The organism is Pseudomonas sp. GL-RE-29, from assembly GCF_019947275.1.
Classification (GTDB): domain Bacteria; phylum Pseudomonadota; class Gammaproteobacteria; order Pseudomonadales; family Pseudomonadaceae; genus Aquipseudomonas; species Aquipseudomonas fluorescens_A.
On sequence record NZ_JAGYGD010000007.1, the window covers coordinates 86,800 to 102,538 of the forward strand.

Annotated in this window: 11 protein-coding genes and 2 pseudogenes; 11 read left to right on the forward strand and 2 right to left on the reverse strand. The window is 59.7% G+C overall.

The genetic code is table 11. The features are described 5' to 3' along the window. Positions 1 to 213 precede the first annotated feature (213 nt). The 10 genes and pseudogenes from gap (at position 214) to KGB21_RS08495 (ending at position 11,455) form a co-directional block, all read left to right on the forward strand. Entirely contained in the window at positions 214 to 1,215 is a 1,002-nt protein-coding gene (gene gap, locus KGB21_RS08455; RefSeq protein WP_034149173.1) for a type I glyceraldehyde-3-phosphate dehydrogenase, read from the forward strand. A 134-nt stretch (positions 1,216 to 1,349) separates the two neighbouring features. Further along, a complete protein-coding gene (locus KGB21_RS08460) occupies positions 1,350 to 1,814 on the forward strand; it encodes a methylglyoxal synthase (RefSeq protein WP_034149172.1) in 465 nt (154 codons plus the stop codon). Positions 1,815 to 2,045: 231 nt separating this feature from the next. Continuing rightward, the gene (locus KGB21_RS08465; protein WP_034149171.1) at positions 2,046 to 2,564 is read left to right on the forward strand and encodes an RNA polymerase sigma factor; all 519 of its coding nucleotides are present in this window, start codon (positions 2,046 to 2,048) and stop codon (positions 2,562 to 2,564) included. A 101-nt stretch (positions 2,565 to 2,665) separates the two neighbouring features. Beyond that, positions 2,666 to 3,631, forward strand: coding sequence for a FecR family protein (locus tag KGB21_RS08470; protein ID WP_034149170.1), 966 nt, complete (start codon positions 2,666 to 2,668; stop codon positions 3,629 to 3,631). Positions 3,632 to 3,753: 122 nt separating this feature from the next. Then, positions 3,754 to 6,315 (forward strand): TonB-dependent receptor, encoded by a 2,562-nt coding sequence (locus tag KGB21_RS08475; RefSeq protein WP_223504718.1) that lies wholly within the window; start codon positions 3,754 to 3,756, stop codon positions 6,313 to 6,315. A 114-nt stretch (positions 6,316 to 6,429) separates the two neighbouring features. Continuing rightward, positions 6,430 to 7,038, forward strand: a complete 609-nt coding sequence (locus KGB21_RS08480) for a biliverdin-producing heme oxygenase (RefSeq protein ID WP_223504720.1) — start codon at positions 6,430 to 6,432, stop codon at positions 7,036 to 7,038. A 171-nt stretch (positions 7,039 to 7,209) separates the two neighbouring features. Next, positions 7,210 to 7,599: a YbaN family protein gene (locus KGB21_RS08485; protein ID WP_223504722.1), complete on the forward strand. Its 390-nt coding sequence runs from the start codon at positions 7,210 to 7,212 to the stop codon at positions 7,597 to 7,599. 475 nt (positions 7,600 to 8,074) lie between these two features. After that, a pseudogene (locus KGB21_RS29565) lies at positions 8,075 to 9,034 on the forward strand (chemotaxis protein); the annotation flags it as partial. A gap of 366 nt (positions 9,035 to 9,400) precedes the next feature. Further along, positions 9,401 to 9,940, forward strand: a pseudogene (locus tag KGB21_RS29570) (methyl-accepting chemotaxis protein); the annotation flags it as partial. 165 nt (positions 9,941 to 10,105) lie between these two features. Then, positions 10,106 to 11,455, forward strand: a complete 1,350-nt coding sequence (locus KGB21_RS08495; protein ID WP_223504726.1) for a CoA transferase — start codon at positions 10,106 to 10,108, stop codon at positions 11,453 to 11,455. A 94-nt stretch (positions 11,456 to 11,549) separates the two neighbouring features. Here KGB21_RS08495 and KGB21_RS08500 read toward each other — a convergent pair whose 3' ends face one another. Both KGB21_RS08500 and arcD (KGB21_RS08505) read right to left on the reverse strand, forming a co-directional pair. After that, entirely contained in the window at positions 11,550 to 12,413 is an 864-nt protein-coding gene (locus KGB21_RS08500; RefSeq protein WP_223504728.1) for a DNA-3-methyladenine glycosylase family protein, read from the reverse strand. After that, positions 12,410 to 13,837 carry an arginine-ornithine antiporter gene (gene arcD / locus KGB21_RS08505; protein ID WP_034149163.1) on the reverse strand — a complete coding sequence of 476 codons (1,428 nt, stop codon included), beginning with the start codon at positions 13,835 to 13,837 and terminating at the stop codon, positions 12,410 to 12,412. Before arcD (KGB21_RS08505) ends, KGB21_RS08500 begins: the two co-directional genes overlap by 4 nt. 442 nt (positions 13,838 to 14,279) lie before the next feature. Between arcD (KGB21_RS08505) and arcD (KGB21_RS08510) the strand changes: the two genes are divergently transcribed. Continuing rightward, on the forward strand, positions 14,280 to 15,707 hold the full coding sequence (gene arcD, locus KGB21_RS08510) for an arginine-ornithine antiporter (RefSeq protein ID WP_223504730.1): 1,428 nt from the start codon (positions 14,280 to 14,282) through the stop codon (positions 15,705 to 15,707). The last annotated feature ends 32 nt before the right edge of the window (positions 15,708 to 15,739 follow it).

Here is a 15,739-nt window from a genome sequence, read left to right on the forward strand (position 1 = left end):
ACTCCAGGCTAACGGATGTGGCGACCTGATTGTCTATGCTGATCAAAGGCCGGTGTCGATGGGATGACAGACGGTTTTCTTGATCGGTTGGACCAGTTGATTCAGGTCACTCGTTGTAGATTGAACAAAATATTGCCACTAAAAAGGCTTGTTTTCTATTTTTTTGCGAATAATCTTGTAATTCCAACAACAAAACGACGGCGGCGCTGATAAATGACTCTTCGAATCGCAATCAATGGTTTTGGCCGTATCGGTCGTAACGTCCTCCGGGCACTCTATACCCAAGGCTATCGCCAGGATTTGCAGATCGTCGCCATCAACGACTTGGGTGACAGCGCGATCAATGCGCACTTGCTCAAGTACGACACGGTTCACGGCACGTTCGAAGCCGATGTCCAACATGATCAGGAAAGCCTGACCGTCAACGGCGACCGTATTTCAGTCAGCGCCATTCGCAACCCGGCCGACCTGCCCTGGGCTGCGGAAAAGATTGATGTCGTATTCGAATGCACCGGTCTGTTCACCGACCGGGCCAAAGCCGCCGCGCATATTACGGCCGGCGCACGCAAAGTGATTATCTCGGCTCCGGCCAAGGGTGCCGACGCCACCGTGGTTTATGGGGTCAACCACGACATTCTGCGACAGTCGCACCAGATTATTTCCAACGCCTCCTGCACCACCAACTGCCTGGCCCCGGTGGCCCAGGTGCTGCATCGCGAACTGGGCATCGAAAGCGGCCTGATGACCACCATCCACGCCTACACCAACGATCAGAACCTGACCGACGTTTATCACACCGACCCGTACCGCGCCCGTTCGGCCACCCAGAACATGATCCCGAGCAAGACCGGCGCCGCTGAAGCGGTCGGTCTGGTGCTGCCGGAACTGGCAGGCAAACTGACCGGCATGGCGGTGCGTGTGCCGGTGATCAACGTGTCGCTGGTCGACCTGACCGTACAGCTCAAACGCGAAGCGTCGGCCGATGAAGTCAACGCGCTGCTCAAGGAAGCCAGCCAGCACTCGAAGATCCTCGGCTACAACACGTTGCCGCTGGTTTCGAGCGACTTCAATCACAATCCGCTGTCGTCGATCTTCGACGCCAACCACACCAAGTCCAGCGGCAAGCTGCTCAAGGTGCTGGCCTGGTACGACAACGAGTGGGGCTTCTCCAACCGCATGCTCGATAACTGCCTGGCGTTGTGCAACGCCGAATAAGTTTGCGGACATAAGATCTCTATCGCCAGCAAGCCGGCTCCTACAGGGATCGTATACGACGCAACTTGTAGGAGCCGGCTTGCTGGCGATGGCGTCTTCGCAATCCCCCTCGCAAATCGCCTGTGGAACAACCCATGATCGGCATCAGCTTTACGCAAAAAACCATGGCCGCGCGCAAGCGTATCGCCCTGGTCGCCCATGACCACTGCAAAGTGTTTTTGCTGGACTGGGCCGAGCGGCAGAAAGACAAGCTTGCGCAGCATGAACTGGTCGCTACCGGCACCACGGGCTTGTTATTACAACAACGCCTCGACTTGCCCGTGGAAAGCATGATCAGTGGCCCGTTGGGCGGTGACCAACAGCTCGGCGGGCGAATCGCCGAGCAACGGGTCGACATGCTGGTGTTCTTCTGGGACCCGTTCGAACCGCAGCCACACGACCCGGACATCAAGGCTTTGCTGCGAGTCGCAGCGGTGTGGAACATTCCGGTGGCGTGCAACGAATGCAGCGCCGACTATCTACTCAGCAGCCCGTTGATGGATCAGGCGCACGAGCACCGGATTCCGGATTACGTGGCGTATTTGTCGGGTCGGCGTTAACGATTCTAAAGTCTTCTGCTGTAACTCTCCGCGCAGTCGCTCGAAATGAGGCTGCGCTGACTCTTCCCATTCCGCTGCTTAAAAGTGCGCAACTTTTTGCCAGGCGAGAGACGCTTTGTCCGCGTCACCCCGTTTGAAATGTAAAGACAAGGCTTACAAACAAACACTTGACCACCCGCATAGATGATAAACATTATCATTCGCTCAAAATGGATCAGGTCCTCCCCTCCCGTGAGTCAATCGCGCTTCAACGACGTCTTCATCACCCAGCGCATCTCGTTGCTGCGCACGCTGGAGCGGATGGTCAACAACCACAGCACCGCCGAAGACCTGCTACAGGAAACCTACCTGCGCGTGACCCGGGCGCTCAGCGAGCGGGCCATCGATCACCTTGAACCCTTTGTGTTTCAGACCGCGCGCAACCTGGCGCTGGACCATTTGCGCGCGCGACGCATTCATTCGCGCACCATGGTCGACGACGTGCCGCTGGACGTAGTGGAAAGCGTCGCCGCCCCTGCCAGCAGTGCCGAGGACGCCGCCCATGCCGAACAATTGCTCGAGCGTTTGAACGTGCGCCTCAGTCAACTCAGCCCACGACAGCAGCAGATTTTCATCCTCAGTCGCCTGCACGGCCACAGCTACCTGGAGATCGCCGAAAAACTCGGTGTATCGCTCAGTACCGTGCAAAAAGAACTGAAGCTGATCATGACGGTCTGCATCGGCGTCGCCGAGCGGGCAAACGGCCACTGAGTCACCTGTGTCTCGACGGCTTTGATCATCAGGGCTACCCTTGCCCCTCTTTTGCGCTTCACTAAAAAAACAGTCGTGCACAAACACGCCGAGGAAACACCGTGACGGACACCCACCGCTCCCCTGAGCCTTCGCCGGCGCAGGACACTGCTGACGCGATGGACCAGGCCCTGGACTGGCTGATCGTGCTGGACAGCCCGAGCGAAGAACAAACCCGACAGTTCCACCAGTGGCTCGCGGCCGATCCGGCGCATGCCGATGTTTTCGCCAAGGCACAGGCGATCTGGAACGGTCCGCAAGTCACGCAGTGCGCGCAAAGCCTGGCCGCGCGCCCGGCGAAAGTCACCGTCCTGTCGCGCCTGCGCCCACACTGGAAACCGCTGGCTACCGCTGCGGTGCTGATCCTCGGCCTGTTCAGCTTCAGCAATCTGCCGATGCGTTTGCAGGCCGATCACTTGACCGTGGTCGGTGAGCGCCAGCGCCTGCAACTGGAGGACGGTTCGAAAGTCCTGCTCAACACCAACTCGGCGTTTTCCAGCACCATCACCGATCAACAGCGCGTGGCGCGCCTGTATCAGGGCGAGGCGTTTTTCGAGGTGCAGCCCCATCGTGGCCAACCACTGGAAATCGACGCCGGCCCTGTGAAAGCGAGCGTTCGCGATACGGCGTTTGCCGTGCGCTACCTGGATGGCGTGACACAGGTTCGGGTGCAACGCGGGGATGTCGACCTGCGCGCCACCCGCGACGACGCGCGGATTCGACTGTCTGCCGGGGAAAGTATCCGCATCGGCCCCAACGGTTTCGACCGCCCGGCCAAGCTGGATGCCGCCACTGACCTGGCTTGGGTCCAGGGTCGACTGGTGTTCGAAAACTGCCCGCTGAGCCAGGTGCTCGCGGAGCTGCGGCGCTACTACCCGGGCTGGATCATCAACAACAACGAGCAGTTGGCCGATGTCGCTGTGACGGGCAACTACCGTCTCGATCAGCCACTGGACGTGGTGCGCTCCCTCGCCCACATCACCTCCGCCAAGCTCAAGGAATTTCCGGCACTGGTGATTTTGAACTAAATGAGAATTATTTTTACTCGATAGCCAATCCTCGTACGTCTCGTTATAGCCAATGCAATTGATTCGCATCTATAAATGCCAATCAGCACCTATAAAGATTCGTGCGACACGGAGCGCTATCGATGTCCTCTCGCCTTACCCGCCAAGCCTCTTCACCTTCCCGCGTGCTGTCGTTGCTGACCGCCGCCATCCTGATGGCCGGAACAGCACCGGTCATGGCCGCCACCCCCGAACAACCCAGCCGTAACATGGGCGATTACTCGTTCGCCATTGCGCCGCAGTCGCTGGTGTCGGCACTCAATGCCTTCACTGCCGTGACCGGGTGGCAGGTCGGCTTGCCCGCAGAGTTGGGCGAAGGTGTGACATCGCCGGGTGTACGCGGGTCGCTGCCGCCGGAGAAAGCACTGGATCGCCTGTTGGTGGGGACCAACCTGAGCTATCGCAAACTGGGTAACAACAACATTGTGCTGGAACGACGTACCAGTGCCGGCACCCTCAATTTGCAGCAGGTGACGATCAGCGCCACGCGTAACGAGCAGGATGTCAACAGCGTGCCCAGCACCGTCACGGTGCACACCCGCGAAGAACTGGATCGCAACAACGTCAACACCATCAAGGATCTGGTGCGCTACGAGCCGGGTGTTTCGGTCGGCGGCGCCGGTCAGCGCGCAGGCCTTACCGGGTATAACATCCGTGGTATCGACGGCGACCGCGTATTGACCCAGGTCGATGGGGTGCAGGTGCCCGACAGTTTTTTCAACGGCCCGTATGCCCAGACTAATCGCAATTATGTCGACCCGGAAATCGTCAAGCGCGTGGAAATTCTCCGCGGCCCTGCGTCGGTGCTGTACGGCAGCAATGCCATCGGCGGCGCGGTCAGCTACTACACGCTGGATGCGGACGACATCATCAAGCCGGGCAATGACGTGGGCGCGCGCCTGAAAACCGGTTACAGCTCGGCCGATGACAGCTGGCTGACCTCTGGCACCGTGGCTGGCCGTACCGGCGAGTTCGACGGTTTGTTGCACCTGAGTCAGCGCAACGGCCATGAAACCGAGTCCTACGGCGAAACCGGCGGCACCGGCCTGAATCGCACAGAGGCCAACCCTGAGGACGTGCGCACCACCAACGTGCTGGCCAAGCTGGGCTGGGATTACGCCGACGACGCGCGCCTGGGCCTGACCTACGAGCACTACAAGGACGACGTCGATACCAACCAGTTAAGCGCGGTGGGCGGCCCGTTCAACGCAGGGCGCGGCTTCGGCTTCTATAAATCCCGAACCGGCAACGACACCGTCACTCGCGAACGTTTCGGCATTGAGCATCGCTTCGGCCTGGACACAGCTCTGGCCGACAACATCAAGTGGTCGCTGAATTACCAGATCGCCAAGGCCGACCAAAGCACCGAAGAAATCTACGCGCCATCGCGTACTGTGCTGCGCAAACGCGATACCACTTACAAGGATCGCCAATGGGTGTTCGATGCCCAGGCAGACAAGTCGTTTGCCATCGCCGATACCGATCACCGCATCACCTACGGCACCACCATCAAACAGGATAAAGTCACCGGCCTGCGCACCGGCAGCGGCACCTGCCTGACGGTGGCCGGCGCCTGCCGGGTGATCGGTGCCCCGAGCGCTGCCGATACCCTGACACCGGCCAGCGATTTCCCGGACCCGACCATCACCAGCTACAGCCTGTTTGCCCAGGATCAGATCAGTTGGGGGAACTGGACCTTCCTGCCCGGTGCACGCTATGACTACACCAAACTTGATCCACACGTGACTGAAGAGTTCCTGGCCACCGCTGACCAGAGCGGCAACGGCGATGTGAGCGATGACAGCAAAACCTGGCATCGTCTGTCGCCAAAATTCGGCACTACTTACAGCTTCAACGACAACTACACCTGGTACGGCCAGTACGCCGAAGGCTTCCGCACGCCGACCGCCAAGGCCTTGTATGGTCGTTTCGAAAACCTGGCGGGCGGCTATCAGGTCGCGCCCAATCCGGACCTCGAACCGGAAAAGAGCAAAAGCTATGAAACAGGCTTGCGCGGCCAGTTCGAAGCCGGCTCTTTCGATATGGCGGTGTTCTACAACAAATACCGCGACTTCATCGACGAGAACGCCATTACCCCCGGCTACACCGAGACCACGTTCCAGAGCAACAACATCGCCCACGCCACCATCAAAGGTGTCGAGCTCAAGGGCCGCCTGAACCTGGACAGCTTCGGCGCCCCGACCGGCCTCTACACCCAGGGCTCGATGGCTTACCTGTACGGCCGTAACGATGACACCGGCCAGCCGCTTAACAGCATCAACCCGCTGACCGGCGTCTTCGGACTGGGTTACGAGCAAGACAAATACGGTGCCCTGCTGAACTGGACACTGGTCAAGCGCAAGACTCGTGTCGACAGCACCAGCTTCAAGACCCCGGACGGCACCAGCACCCAATTCAAGACCCCGGGTTATGGCGTGCTCGACCTGGCCGGTTTCTACAAGGTGACCGACGACGTGACCATCAACGCGGGCCTCTACAACCTGACCAACAAAAAGTACTGGCAGTGGGATGACGTACGCGGCTACGACAGCGTCGGCGAGGCCTCGGTGACACAACCGGCCAACCTCGATCGCCTGACACAACCGGGTCGCAACTTCGCGGTCAATCTGATCTGGGACATCTGATCCCTCCCCCTCACTGCGCGGCGTTTATTAATGCTACGCAGTGAGGATTTTTTACTCTCGCGCCCCTGCTCATTCGTCTCGTTACCAGGCTCTTCTCTTTCTCAAGGATTTCCCATGACCACTCAGGACACGGCTCAACGCCCGGCCTTGCGTTCGCAACGCCTGAACCAGATCACCCACGAACCGCACAGCAAACTCGACGCCCTGGTCAAAGCCCACGCACCGTTCGAAACCCAAGCCAACTTCGCCCGTTTCGTGGTGGCGCAGTACCTGTTCCAGTCGGAACTGGTGGCGCTGTACAACGATGCGCAACTGACCACCATCGTCCCTGACTTGCCTGCTCGCTGCCGGGCGGAAGCCGCCAAGGCTGACCTGGCAGACCTGGAAACCGAAGTGCCGGATCCGGTCGCAGGCGCGGTGAACAACCCGAGCAAGGCTGAAGCATTGGGCTGGCTTTTCGTATCCGAAGGTTCGAAGCTTGGCGCGGCGTTCCTGATCAAACGCGCAGTGGGTCTTGGCTTGAGCGAAACCTTCGGCGCCCGTCACCTCGCCGAACCGGCCGGTGGCCGTGCTGAAGGCTGGAAAAGCTTCGTCAAAACCCTCGATGGACTTGAGCTCAGCGCCCAAGAAGAAGCTGAACTGGATAAAGGCGCCATCGACGCCTTCAACCGCTTCACAGTGTTGCTGGAACAGGCCTACGCCACAGCCCCGGAAACCGCCTGACTACACGGGGTACCCCCCTGTAGGCGCTGCCGCAGGCTGCGATTTTTTGATCTTGGTTTTTACGATATCAAGATGATCAAGATCAAAAGATCGCAGCCTGCGGCAGCTCCTACATGACCCGAGCGGAGCCGCGATATTCCGATCAAGCCTCACATTAGTTTTCCTGAGCCCATGCCCGCCACCTCAAAACTCACCCGCCTGCTCTTCGGACTGCTGGCCTACGTCAGCCTTGGCATCGGCCTGATCGCCATCGTCATCCCCGGCCTGCCCACCACCGAATTCATCTTGCTGGCCGCCTGGGCCGCGACTAGAAGCTCGCCGCGCTTGAGTGCCTGGCTGGAAAACCATCGGTTGTTCGGCCCCATTCTCAGCAACTGGCGCAACGGCAAAATCATCGCGCGCCGGGCCAAGGTCAGTGCCACCGTCAGCATGCTGCTGTGTGCCACCCTGATGCTGGTGATGCTCGATCATGGCTGGCCGATTTACCTGGCGATTGCCGGAATGGGCCTGGGCAATCTGTGGATCTGGTCGCGCCCCGAATCACTGCCGCAACGTTTCTGAACCCCGCCGCGTTTTCCCCCGTTTTTATTTCGATTTTCGGCACATTTTCCTGCGCAAACGATCAATCACTACCGTTCGTCGGCGACCCGTTAATGCAACACCCGCCCTGCGCCGATGAGCATTGAATGGCGCTGAATGGATTTGGCGTATCGAGTCGCCTTTGACTCCTAGCCAACAGCTCATCCATTCGCGAGTTCGCCCCATGTTCGACTCACTGTCCATCCGCCTGAAAATTGTCCTGCTCTCCGGTCTGTGCCTGCTGGGTGTGGTCGCGTTGATCGTCGGCATGAATTTCTACCAAACCAACGAAAACGATAAATTGGTCAGCACTTCCAGCAGCAAGATGCTCACCGACAGTGTGCAGGACTTGCTGCAGGCCAAGGCCGCCGAGCAGGCGGTGCGGGTGCAGAAGACATTTGGCGAGACGCTGACGGTGGTAACTGCCTTGGCCGATCAGATCAAGGACATGCGCGCCATGGCCACCAAGCGCTCGCTGGAGGCCGGCGCGCTGCGTGAGGAATTGAACCAGAGCCTGAAAACCGCCTTCGAGCGCAACAACAAAGTGCTGGGGATCTGGCTGGCGTTCGAGCCCAATGGCCTGGATGGCAAGGACAGCGAATTCGCCAATGACGCCGCTCGCCAGTCCAACGAAGCCGGACGTTTTGCCACCTATTGGAGCCGCGCCGGGGGCGAAGCGCTCAACACCATCATGGTCGAAGAGGACATGACCAAAACCACCCTGAACCTGAGTGGCACGCCGTACAACGTCTGGTACACCTGCCCTCGGGACAGCAAGCGCACCTGCCTGCTCGACCCGTACGCCGATACGGTCGGTAACAAGGAAGTGTTGATGACCACCATTTCCGTGCCACTGCTGGTGGATGGCAAGGCCATCGGCGTGGTCGGTATCGACATCGCCCTCGACGCCCTGCAAGCAGCGGCGGTCGACTCCCAGCGAGAGCTGTTCAACAGCGCCGGGCACATGCTGATCGTCTCCGGCACCGGCGTGATGGCAGCCTACAGCGTCGACGCTGGCAAGGTAGGCAAAAGCATCGGCGATACCCTCGGCGCGGACGGCAAGGACATCTTGCAACTGCTCGGCGCGGGCGCACCGAAAATTCTGCAACAGGGTGACCTGATCCGCGCGGTTTACCCGGTCAGCCCGATTGCCGACTCCAAAGCCTGGGGCGTGATCATCGACCTGCCGAAACAAGTGTTGCTGGCCGACTCAGTAAAACTGCAAGCGGTGCTCGACGACGCCCAGCAAAGCGGCACGATCAAAGCCGTGGGTGTGGCGATCATTGCCGGCCTGATCGGTTTGTTGCTGATCTGGCTGACCGCTTCCGGCGTCACCCGGCCGATCAACAGCGTGGCCGAAATGCTCAAGGCGATTGCCAGCGGCGACGGCGACCTGACCCAACGCCTGCACTACAGCAAGAAAGATGAGCTGGGCGAACTGGTCAGTTGGTTCAACCGCTTCCTCGACAAGCTGCAGCCGACCATCGCGCAGATCAAGCAAAGCATCACCGACGCGCGCGGCACTGCCGACCAGTCTTCGGAAATCGCCCGCCAGACCAGTGAGGGCATGCAGGTGCAGTTCCGCGAAATCGACCAGGTGGCGACCGCGTCCAACGAAATGAGTGCCACGGCGCACGATGTCGCCAACAGCGCATCGAACGCCGCGAGTGCGGCCAAGGGCGCCGACCAGTCAGCCCGCGATGGCATGCAAATCATCGAGCGCAGTACCCGCGAAATCAATCAACTGGCCGATGAGGTCAGCAAGGCAGTGACCGAGGTTGAAGCGTTGGCGGTGAACAGCGAGCAGATTGGTTCGGTGCTGGAGGTAATCCGCAGCATCGCCGAACAGACCAACCTGCTGGCGCTCAACGCGGCGATCGAAGCCGCCCGTGCCGGCGAAAGCGGTCGCGGGTTCGCCGTGGTTGCCGACGAAGTGCGCAACCTGGCCAAACGCACCCAGGACTCGGTGGAAGAAATTCGCCTGGTGATCGAACGCATCCAGAGCGGCACCCGCGGCGTGGTCGCCACCATGCATTCGAGCCAGACCCAGGCCCACAGCAACGCCGGACAGATCCAGCAGGCGGTGCAGGCCCTGAGCAAAATCAGCGACGCGGTTACCGTGATCAGCGACATGAACCTGCAAATCGCCAGCGCCGCCGAACAGCAAAGCGCCGTGGCCGAAGAGGTCAACCGCAACGTCTCGGCGATCCGCACCGTCACCGAGACCCTGACCGGCCAGGCCACTGAATCGGCGCAGATCAGCAGCCAACTCAACAACCTGACCACCCATCAAATGAAATTGATGGATCAGTTCCGCGTGTAACCCGCCGGCCCTGTAGGAGCTGGCTTGCCAGCGATAGCGACCGTTCAGGCGACAGGGTGTTGAATGCCATGCCGCCATCGCCGGCAAGCCAGCTCCAACAAAGGAATTCATCCGGCTCGCGGTTTTTTTGATTTATGCTCGGGCTCTCGTTTCGGAGGGCCTTCAATGACTGATCTGCTCACGTCCATTCAAGCCGCACTCGGCTTGCCCCACACCCCGATCCCGTTCACCTCGACAGGCGCCCTGCCCTCGGCGTTTGCCGTCACCGACCTGGCCTGTGCCAGCATCGCAGCCGCCGGCCAAGCCGTCAGCGAATTGTTGCTTCAACAAACCGGTCGATTGCCCGCCGTTGAAGTCGACCGACGCCTAGCCTCGTTCTGGTTCGCGACCTCGCTGCGCCCGGTCGGCTGGAGCGTTCCACCCTTGTGGGACCCCATCGCCGGTGACTACGCCGCCAAGGACGGCTGGATCCGTCTGCACACCAACGCGCCCCATCACCGCGCCGCTGCCGAAACCGTACTCGGCGCTTGTGCCGACCGTGCCGCGATGGCGAGCAAAGTGGCGCAATGGGCCAAAAGCGATCTGGAGCAAGCCGTGGTCGATGCCGGTGGCTGTGCTGCCGAAATGCGCAATTGGGAACAATGGCAGGCTCACCCTCAAGGTCGCGCAGTAAACGCCGAACCGTTGATTCAGTTCGGCCAGCACAGCGGGCACAACGTCAAACCGTGGCAAGGTTCGGTGGCGCAGCCATTGGCCGGAATCAAGGTGCTGGATTTGACCCGCGTACTCGCCGGCCCGGTCGCCAGCCGCTTTCTCGCCGGCCTTGGTGCCGACGTGTTGCGTATCGACCCACCGAGCTGGAACGAGCCCGGCGTGGTGCCGGAAATGACCCTGGGCAAGCGCTGCGCGCACCTGGATCTGCACGACAAGGCGGATCGCACGCTCTTTGAAAGCCTGCTCAAAGACGCCGACATCGTGCTCCATGGCTATCGCGCCGACGCGCTGGAACGCCTGGGATTCGGTGCCGCCGAACGGCAACAACTCGCCCCCGGCCTGATTGACGTTTGCCTGAACGCCTACGGCTGGAGCGGCCCATGGCAGAACCGCCGCGGATTCGACAGCCTGGTGCAGATGAGCAGCGGGATTGCCGAAGCCGGCATGCAATGGCAGCACACGGACAAACCGACGCCACTGCCATTGCAAGCCCTTGATCACGCCACTGGATATCTGATGGCGGCCAGTGCGATCAAGTTGTTGGCTGAACGCTTGAGCAGCGGACGCGGCGGATCGGCGCGGTTGTCGTTGGCGCGTACGGCGAAATTGTTAATCGACAATGGACGCGGAACGGAGGGGTCGTTACGGGCCGAGGATGATCAAGATCAGGGGATGTTGCTCGAGCAGACATCCTGGGGCCCAGCGCATCGGTTGCATGTACCGCTGAAGATCACCGGGACGCCGCTTCAGTGGGCGATTGCGGCTGGGGAATTGGGTTCACACCGCGCGCAGTGGTGGTGACTGACAAATAGCCATCGCTGGCACCGCGTAACCCTGTGGGAGCTGGCTTGCCAGCGATGGCGTCAGACCTTTCAACACAAAAACCAGATGCGCCTCAATCCGCACGACTCAACGAAGTCCAAAGCAACTGCGCCGCATACCCTCGATAAGGCCGCCAAGCCTCAGCCCGCAATAAAAGCTGCTTTGCCGTCACCGGTTCACCTTTCTGCGCAGCCAACGCGTTGATCAACCCCACATCCCCGTTCGCAAATCCATCCATCTCGCGCAACTGCCGCAGCGCGATGTACTGCGCCGTCCACTCACCGATCCCATGCAGCGTCAGCAATCGCGCAACACCACCCTCCCGACCCGGCTCAAACAACAAAGGATCATCCAGTAATGCCTGAGCGACTCCCGATAAAGTGCGGCCGCGACTTTTCGGCATCCCCAGCGTCGCCAAATCCGCTGCCGCTAATACCGAGGCATCCGGAAAAACGTGGGTCAATCCTTCCCGAGGCGAAACTAATGGCACGCCGTACTGCGCAACCAGTTTGCCCGCCAGTTTGATCGCCGCCACCACCGTAATCTGCTGCCCCAATACCGCACGAATGGCCAGCTCCAACCCGTCCCACGCCCCCGGTACGCGCAGCCCCGGACGCTCGGCAATCAGCCGTGCCAGCAGCGGATCGTTGCTTAGATGTCGTTGCATCGTGATCAGGTCGGCGTCCAGATCAAACATCCGTCGCAATCGCGCGACGATCTCGGGCAGCGCTGTCGGGTCGGGAAAATCCAGCGTCAACTCCAGCGCGTCGGCAGTCGCTGGCTGGATCGACAGCGTGCCGTGAACCCCGTTCAAGCCGATGCAGCGCGAGTAAACATCGCCAACCACCGTTTCCATTCCGGCAATCGCCCGTGCCGATAAAAAACCCAGCATCGCCGGCCAGTCATAGGGCGCAGCGAATGCCAACAACACTTTCACAGACTCAGCACCCCGCTATACAACGCATACGCCGCCAGCCCCGCACCGCAGACAACGCAAGTGAATATGCCCTTCTCGACCAGGGTGAACACTGGCATGCCCTGCTCATGCCGGGCCTTGGCAAACAGAATCACCCCCGGCGCATACAGCAGCGCCGAGAGCAGCAAATACTTCAAACCACCGGCGTACAACAACCACACCGCGTAACTCACGGCGACGGCGCCGATCAGCAGATCCTTGGTGCGTTCCGCCGACGCGTGTTCGTAGGTTTCACCACGCCCGCTCAACAGCACCGCATACGCCGCCGACCACAGGTACGGCACCAGAATCATCGACGACGCAAGGTAAATCAGGCTGGTGTAGGTGCCGGCGGAAAACAGCGTGATCAACAAGAACAGCTGGATCATCGTGTTGGTCAGCCACAACGCATTGACCGGCACATGGTTGGCGTTTTCCTTGGTCAGGAACGCTGGCATGGTCTTGTCTTTCGCCGTGGCGAAGAGGATTTCGGCGCACAGCAGCGCCCATGACAACAAGGCACCCAACAGTGAAATCGCCAGGCCAACGCTGATCAGCAAAGCGCCCCACGGGCCGACGATATGTTCCAGCACCGAGGCCAGCGACGGGTTCTGCAAGCTGGCCAGTTCCGGCTGGCTCATGATGCCCAGCGACAGCACATTCACCAGCACCAGCAGCGCCAGTACCCCGAGAAAACCGATCACCGTCGCCCGGCCCACGTCCGAACGCTTCTGCGCCCGCGCTGAATAGACACTGGCGCCTTCGATGCCGATGAAGACGAACACCGTCACCAGCATCATGTTGCGCACCTGGTCCATCACGCTGCCGAAACTCGGGTTACTGCGGCCCCAGATGTCCCGGGTGAAGATGTCCGCCTTGAACGCCACTGCCGCGATGACGATGAACAGGATCAGCGGGACGATCTTGGCCACGGTCGTCAGCAGATTGATGAACGCCGCCTCCTTGATCCCGCGCATCACTACAAAATGCACGGTCCAGAGCAACACCGATGCACAGGCGATGGCAATCGGTGTGTTGCCTTCGCCAAAGACCGGAAAGAAAAAACCCAGGGTGCTGAACAGCAGGACGAAGTAGCCGACATTCCCCAGCCAGGCACTGATCCAGTAACCCCAGGCTGACGAGAAACCCATGTAATTGCCAAAACCGGCCTTGGCGTAGGCGTACACGCCCGAGTCCAGTTCCGGTTTGCGATTGGCCAGTGTCTGGAACACAAACGCCAGGGTGAGCATGCCGACGGCAGTGATCGCCCAGCCAATCAATATCGCACCGGCATCGGCTTTGGCCGCCATGTTCTGCGGCAGGGAAAAGATCCCGCCCCCAATCATCGACCCCACCACCAGGGCGATCAGTGCGCTCAGGCGAAGTTTTTGCGTCGATTGCGACATGGCTGCGTCTCCATTCCCAAGGGGCGGCAGTCGCCGCGAGATCGTCACATAACCGGCGTTAACTTACGGATGAAGCGTAATGACGTTTACTGAATAACGCCAACAAACGACATTTTTATTACCAAAATCATCACTGCAGACATCGATATATTCATTCGCTTTATACAGGGCAATCCATAAGCAAATTTGGTTCTTACAACCCACCAGGAAAATTTGCGCATTGGCCAAAACGAACTAGCTTCATAAGTCGCAGGGAATGCGAAAAAGTTTCAACAAAAATTCAATAACGTCTCTAGAACAGGCAATACGGGCAGTAATGTTGTGCGAGCTACTCTTTCAGTTATTAACAACGGAATGTAGACATGCACTGATCCAGGTCAGCCGACTGAAGGGCTGGCGGATTTAGTGTGTCGTCTCACTTCTCCTGCAATGGAGTCATGCAATGTCTGAAGCTCCCGGAAAACTGAAACTCGGCGCGCTGGTTGCATTAGTCGTCGGTTCAATGATTGGCGGCGGTATCTTTTCGCTGCCGCAAAACATGGCGGCCAGTGCTGACGTCGGCGCCATTCTGATTGGTTGGGCGATCACCGCTGTCGGCATGCTTACCCTCGCGTTTGTGTTCCAGACCCTGGCCAACCGCAAGCCTGACCTGGACGGCGGGGTCTACGCCTACGCCAAGGCCGGTTTCGGCGATTACATGGGTTTCTCATCCGCTTGGGGGTACTGGATCAGTGCCTGGCTGGGGAACGTTGGCTACTTCGTTTTGCTGTTCAGCACCCTCGGTTATTTTTTCCCGATCTTCGGCGAAGGCAACACGGTAGCCGCCGTGATCGGCGCGTCGGTGTTGTTGTGGGCCGTGCATTTGCTCGTGCTGCGGGGGATCAAGGAAGCGGCGTTCATCAACCTGGTCACCACCGTGGCCAAGATCGTGCCGCTGGTGCTGTTCATCCTGATTGCCGTATTCGCCTTCAAACTGGACATCTTCACTGCCGATATCTGGGGCCTGAAAAACCCCGACCTGGGCAGCGTGATGGACCAGGTGCGCAACATGATGCTGGTCACCGTGTGGGTGTTCATCGGCATCGAAGGCGCGAGCATTTTCTCGGCCCGTGCTGAAAAACGCAGTGATGTGGGTAAAGCCACGGTGATCGGTTTTATCTCCGTGTTGCTGATTCTGGTGCTGGTGAACGTGCTGTCGCTGGGCATCCTGACCCAACCGGAACTGGCCAAGCTGCAGAACCCGTCGATGGCCGCCGTGCTGGAGCATGTGGTCGGCAAATGGGGGGCCGTGCTGATCAGCGTTGGTCTGATCATTTCGCTGCTGGGTGCACTGTTGTCGTGGGTGCTGCTGTGCGCGGAGATCATGTTCGCCGCCGCCAAGGACCACACCATGCCCGCGTTCCTGCGCAAGGAAAACGCCAACCAGGTGCCGGTCAACGCCCTCTGGCTGACCAACGCCATGGTCCAGATATTTCTGGTCATCACGCTGTTTTCGGCCAGCACTTACCTGTCGCTTATCTACCTCGCCACTTCAATGATCCTGGTGCCTTACCTGTGGTCGGCAGCCTATGCCCTGCTGTTGGCAGCTCGCGGCGAAACCTACGAAGGTGCGGCGGGTGATCGGCAGAAGGATCTGATCATTGGCGCCGTGGCGCTGATCTACGCGGTCTGGCTGCTGTACGCCGGCGGCATCAAATACCTGCTGCTTTCGGCACTGCTTTATGCCCCCGGCGCGATCCTGTTCGCCAAGGCCAAGCTGGAACTCAACAAACCGGTTTTCACCAATGTCGAGAAGCTGATTTTCGCCTTGGTGGTCGTCGGCGCCCTGGTGGCGGCCTACGGCCTCTACGACGGCTTCCTGACCCTGTAACACGACTGTTTTGCCATCTGGAGGTTCACTGA

What these genes read in the sequence shown, in the direction of transcription:
- gap (WP_034149173.1), top strand. Translation starts at nt 214, where the DNA reads ATGACTCTTCGAATCGCAATCAATGGTTTTGGCCGTATCGGTCGTAAC.
- KGB21_RS08460 (WP_034149172.1), top strand. Translation starts at nt 1,350, where the DNA reads ATGATCGGCATCAGCTTTACGCAAAAAACCATGGCCGCGCGCAAGCGT.
- KGB21_RS08475 (WP_223504718.1), top strand. Translation starts at nt 3,754, where the DNA reads ATGTCCTCTCGCCTTACCCGCCAAGCCTCTTCACCTTCCCGCGTGCTG.
- KGB21_RS08480 (WP_223504720.1), top strand. Translation starts at nt 6,430, where the DNA reads ATGACCACTCAGGACACGGCTCAACGCCCGGCCTTGCGTTCGCAACGC.
- KGB21_RS08485 (WP_223504722.1), top strand. Translation starts at nt 7,210, where the DNA reads ATGCCCGCCACCTCAAAACTCACCCGCCTGCTCTTCGGACTGCTGGCC.
- KGB21_RS08495 (WP_223504726.1), top strand. Translation starts at nt 10,106, where the DNA reads ATGACTGATCTGCTCACGTCCATTCAAGCCGCACTCGGCTTGCCCCAC.
- arcD (WP_034149163.1), bottom strand. Translation starts at nt 13,837, where the DNA reads ATGTCGCAATCGACGCAAAAACTTCGCCTGAGCGCACTGATCGCCCTG.
- arcD (WP_223504730.1), top strand. Translation starts at nt 14,280, where the DNA reads ATGTCTGAAGCTCCCGGAAAACTGAAACTCGGCGCGCTGGTTGCATTA.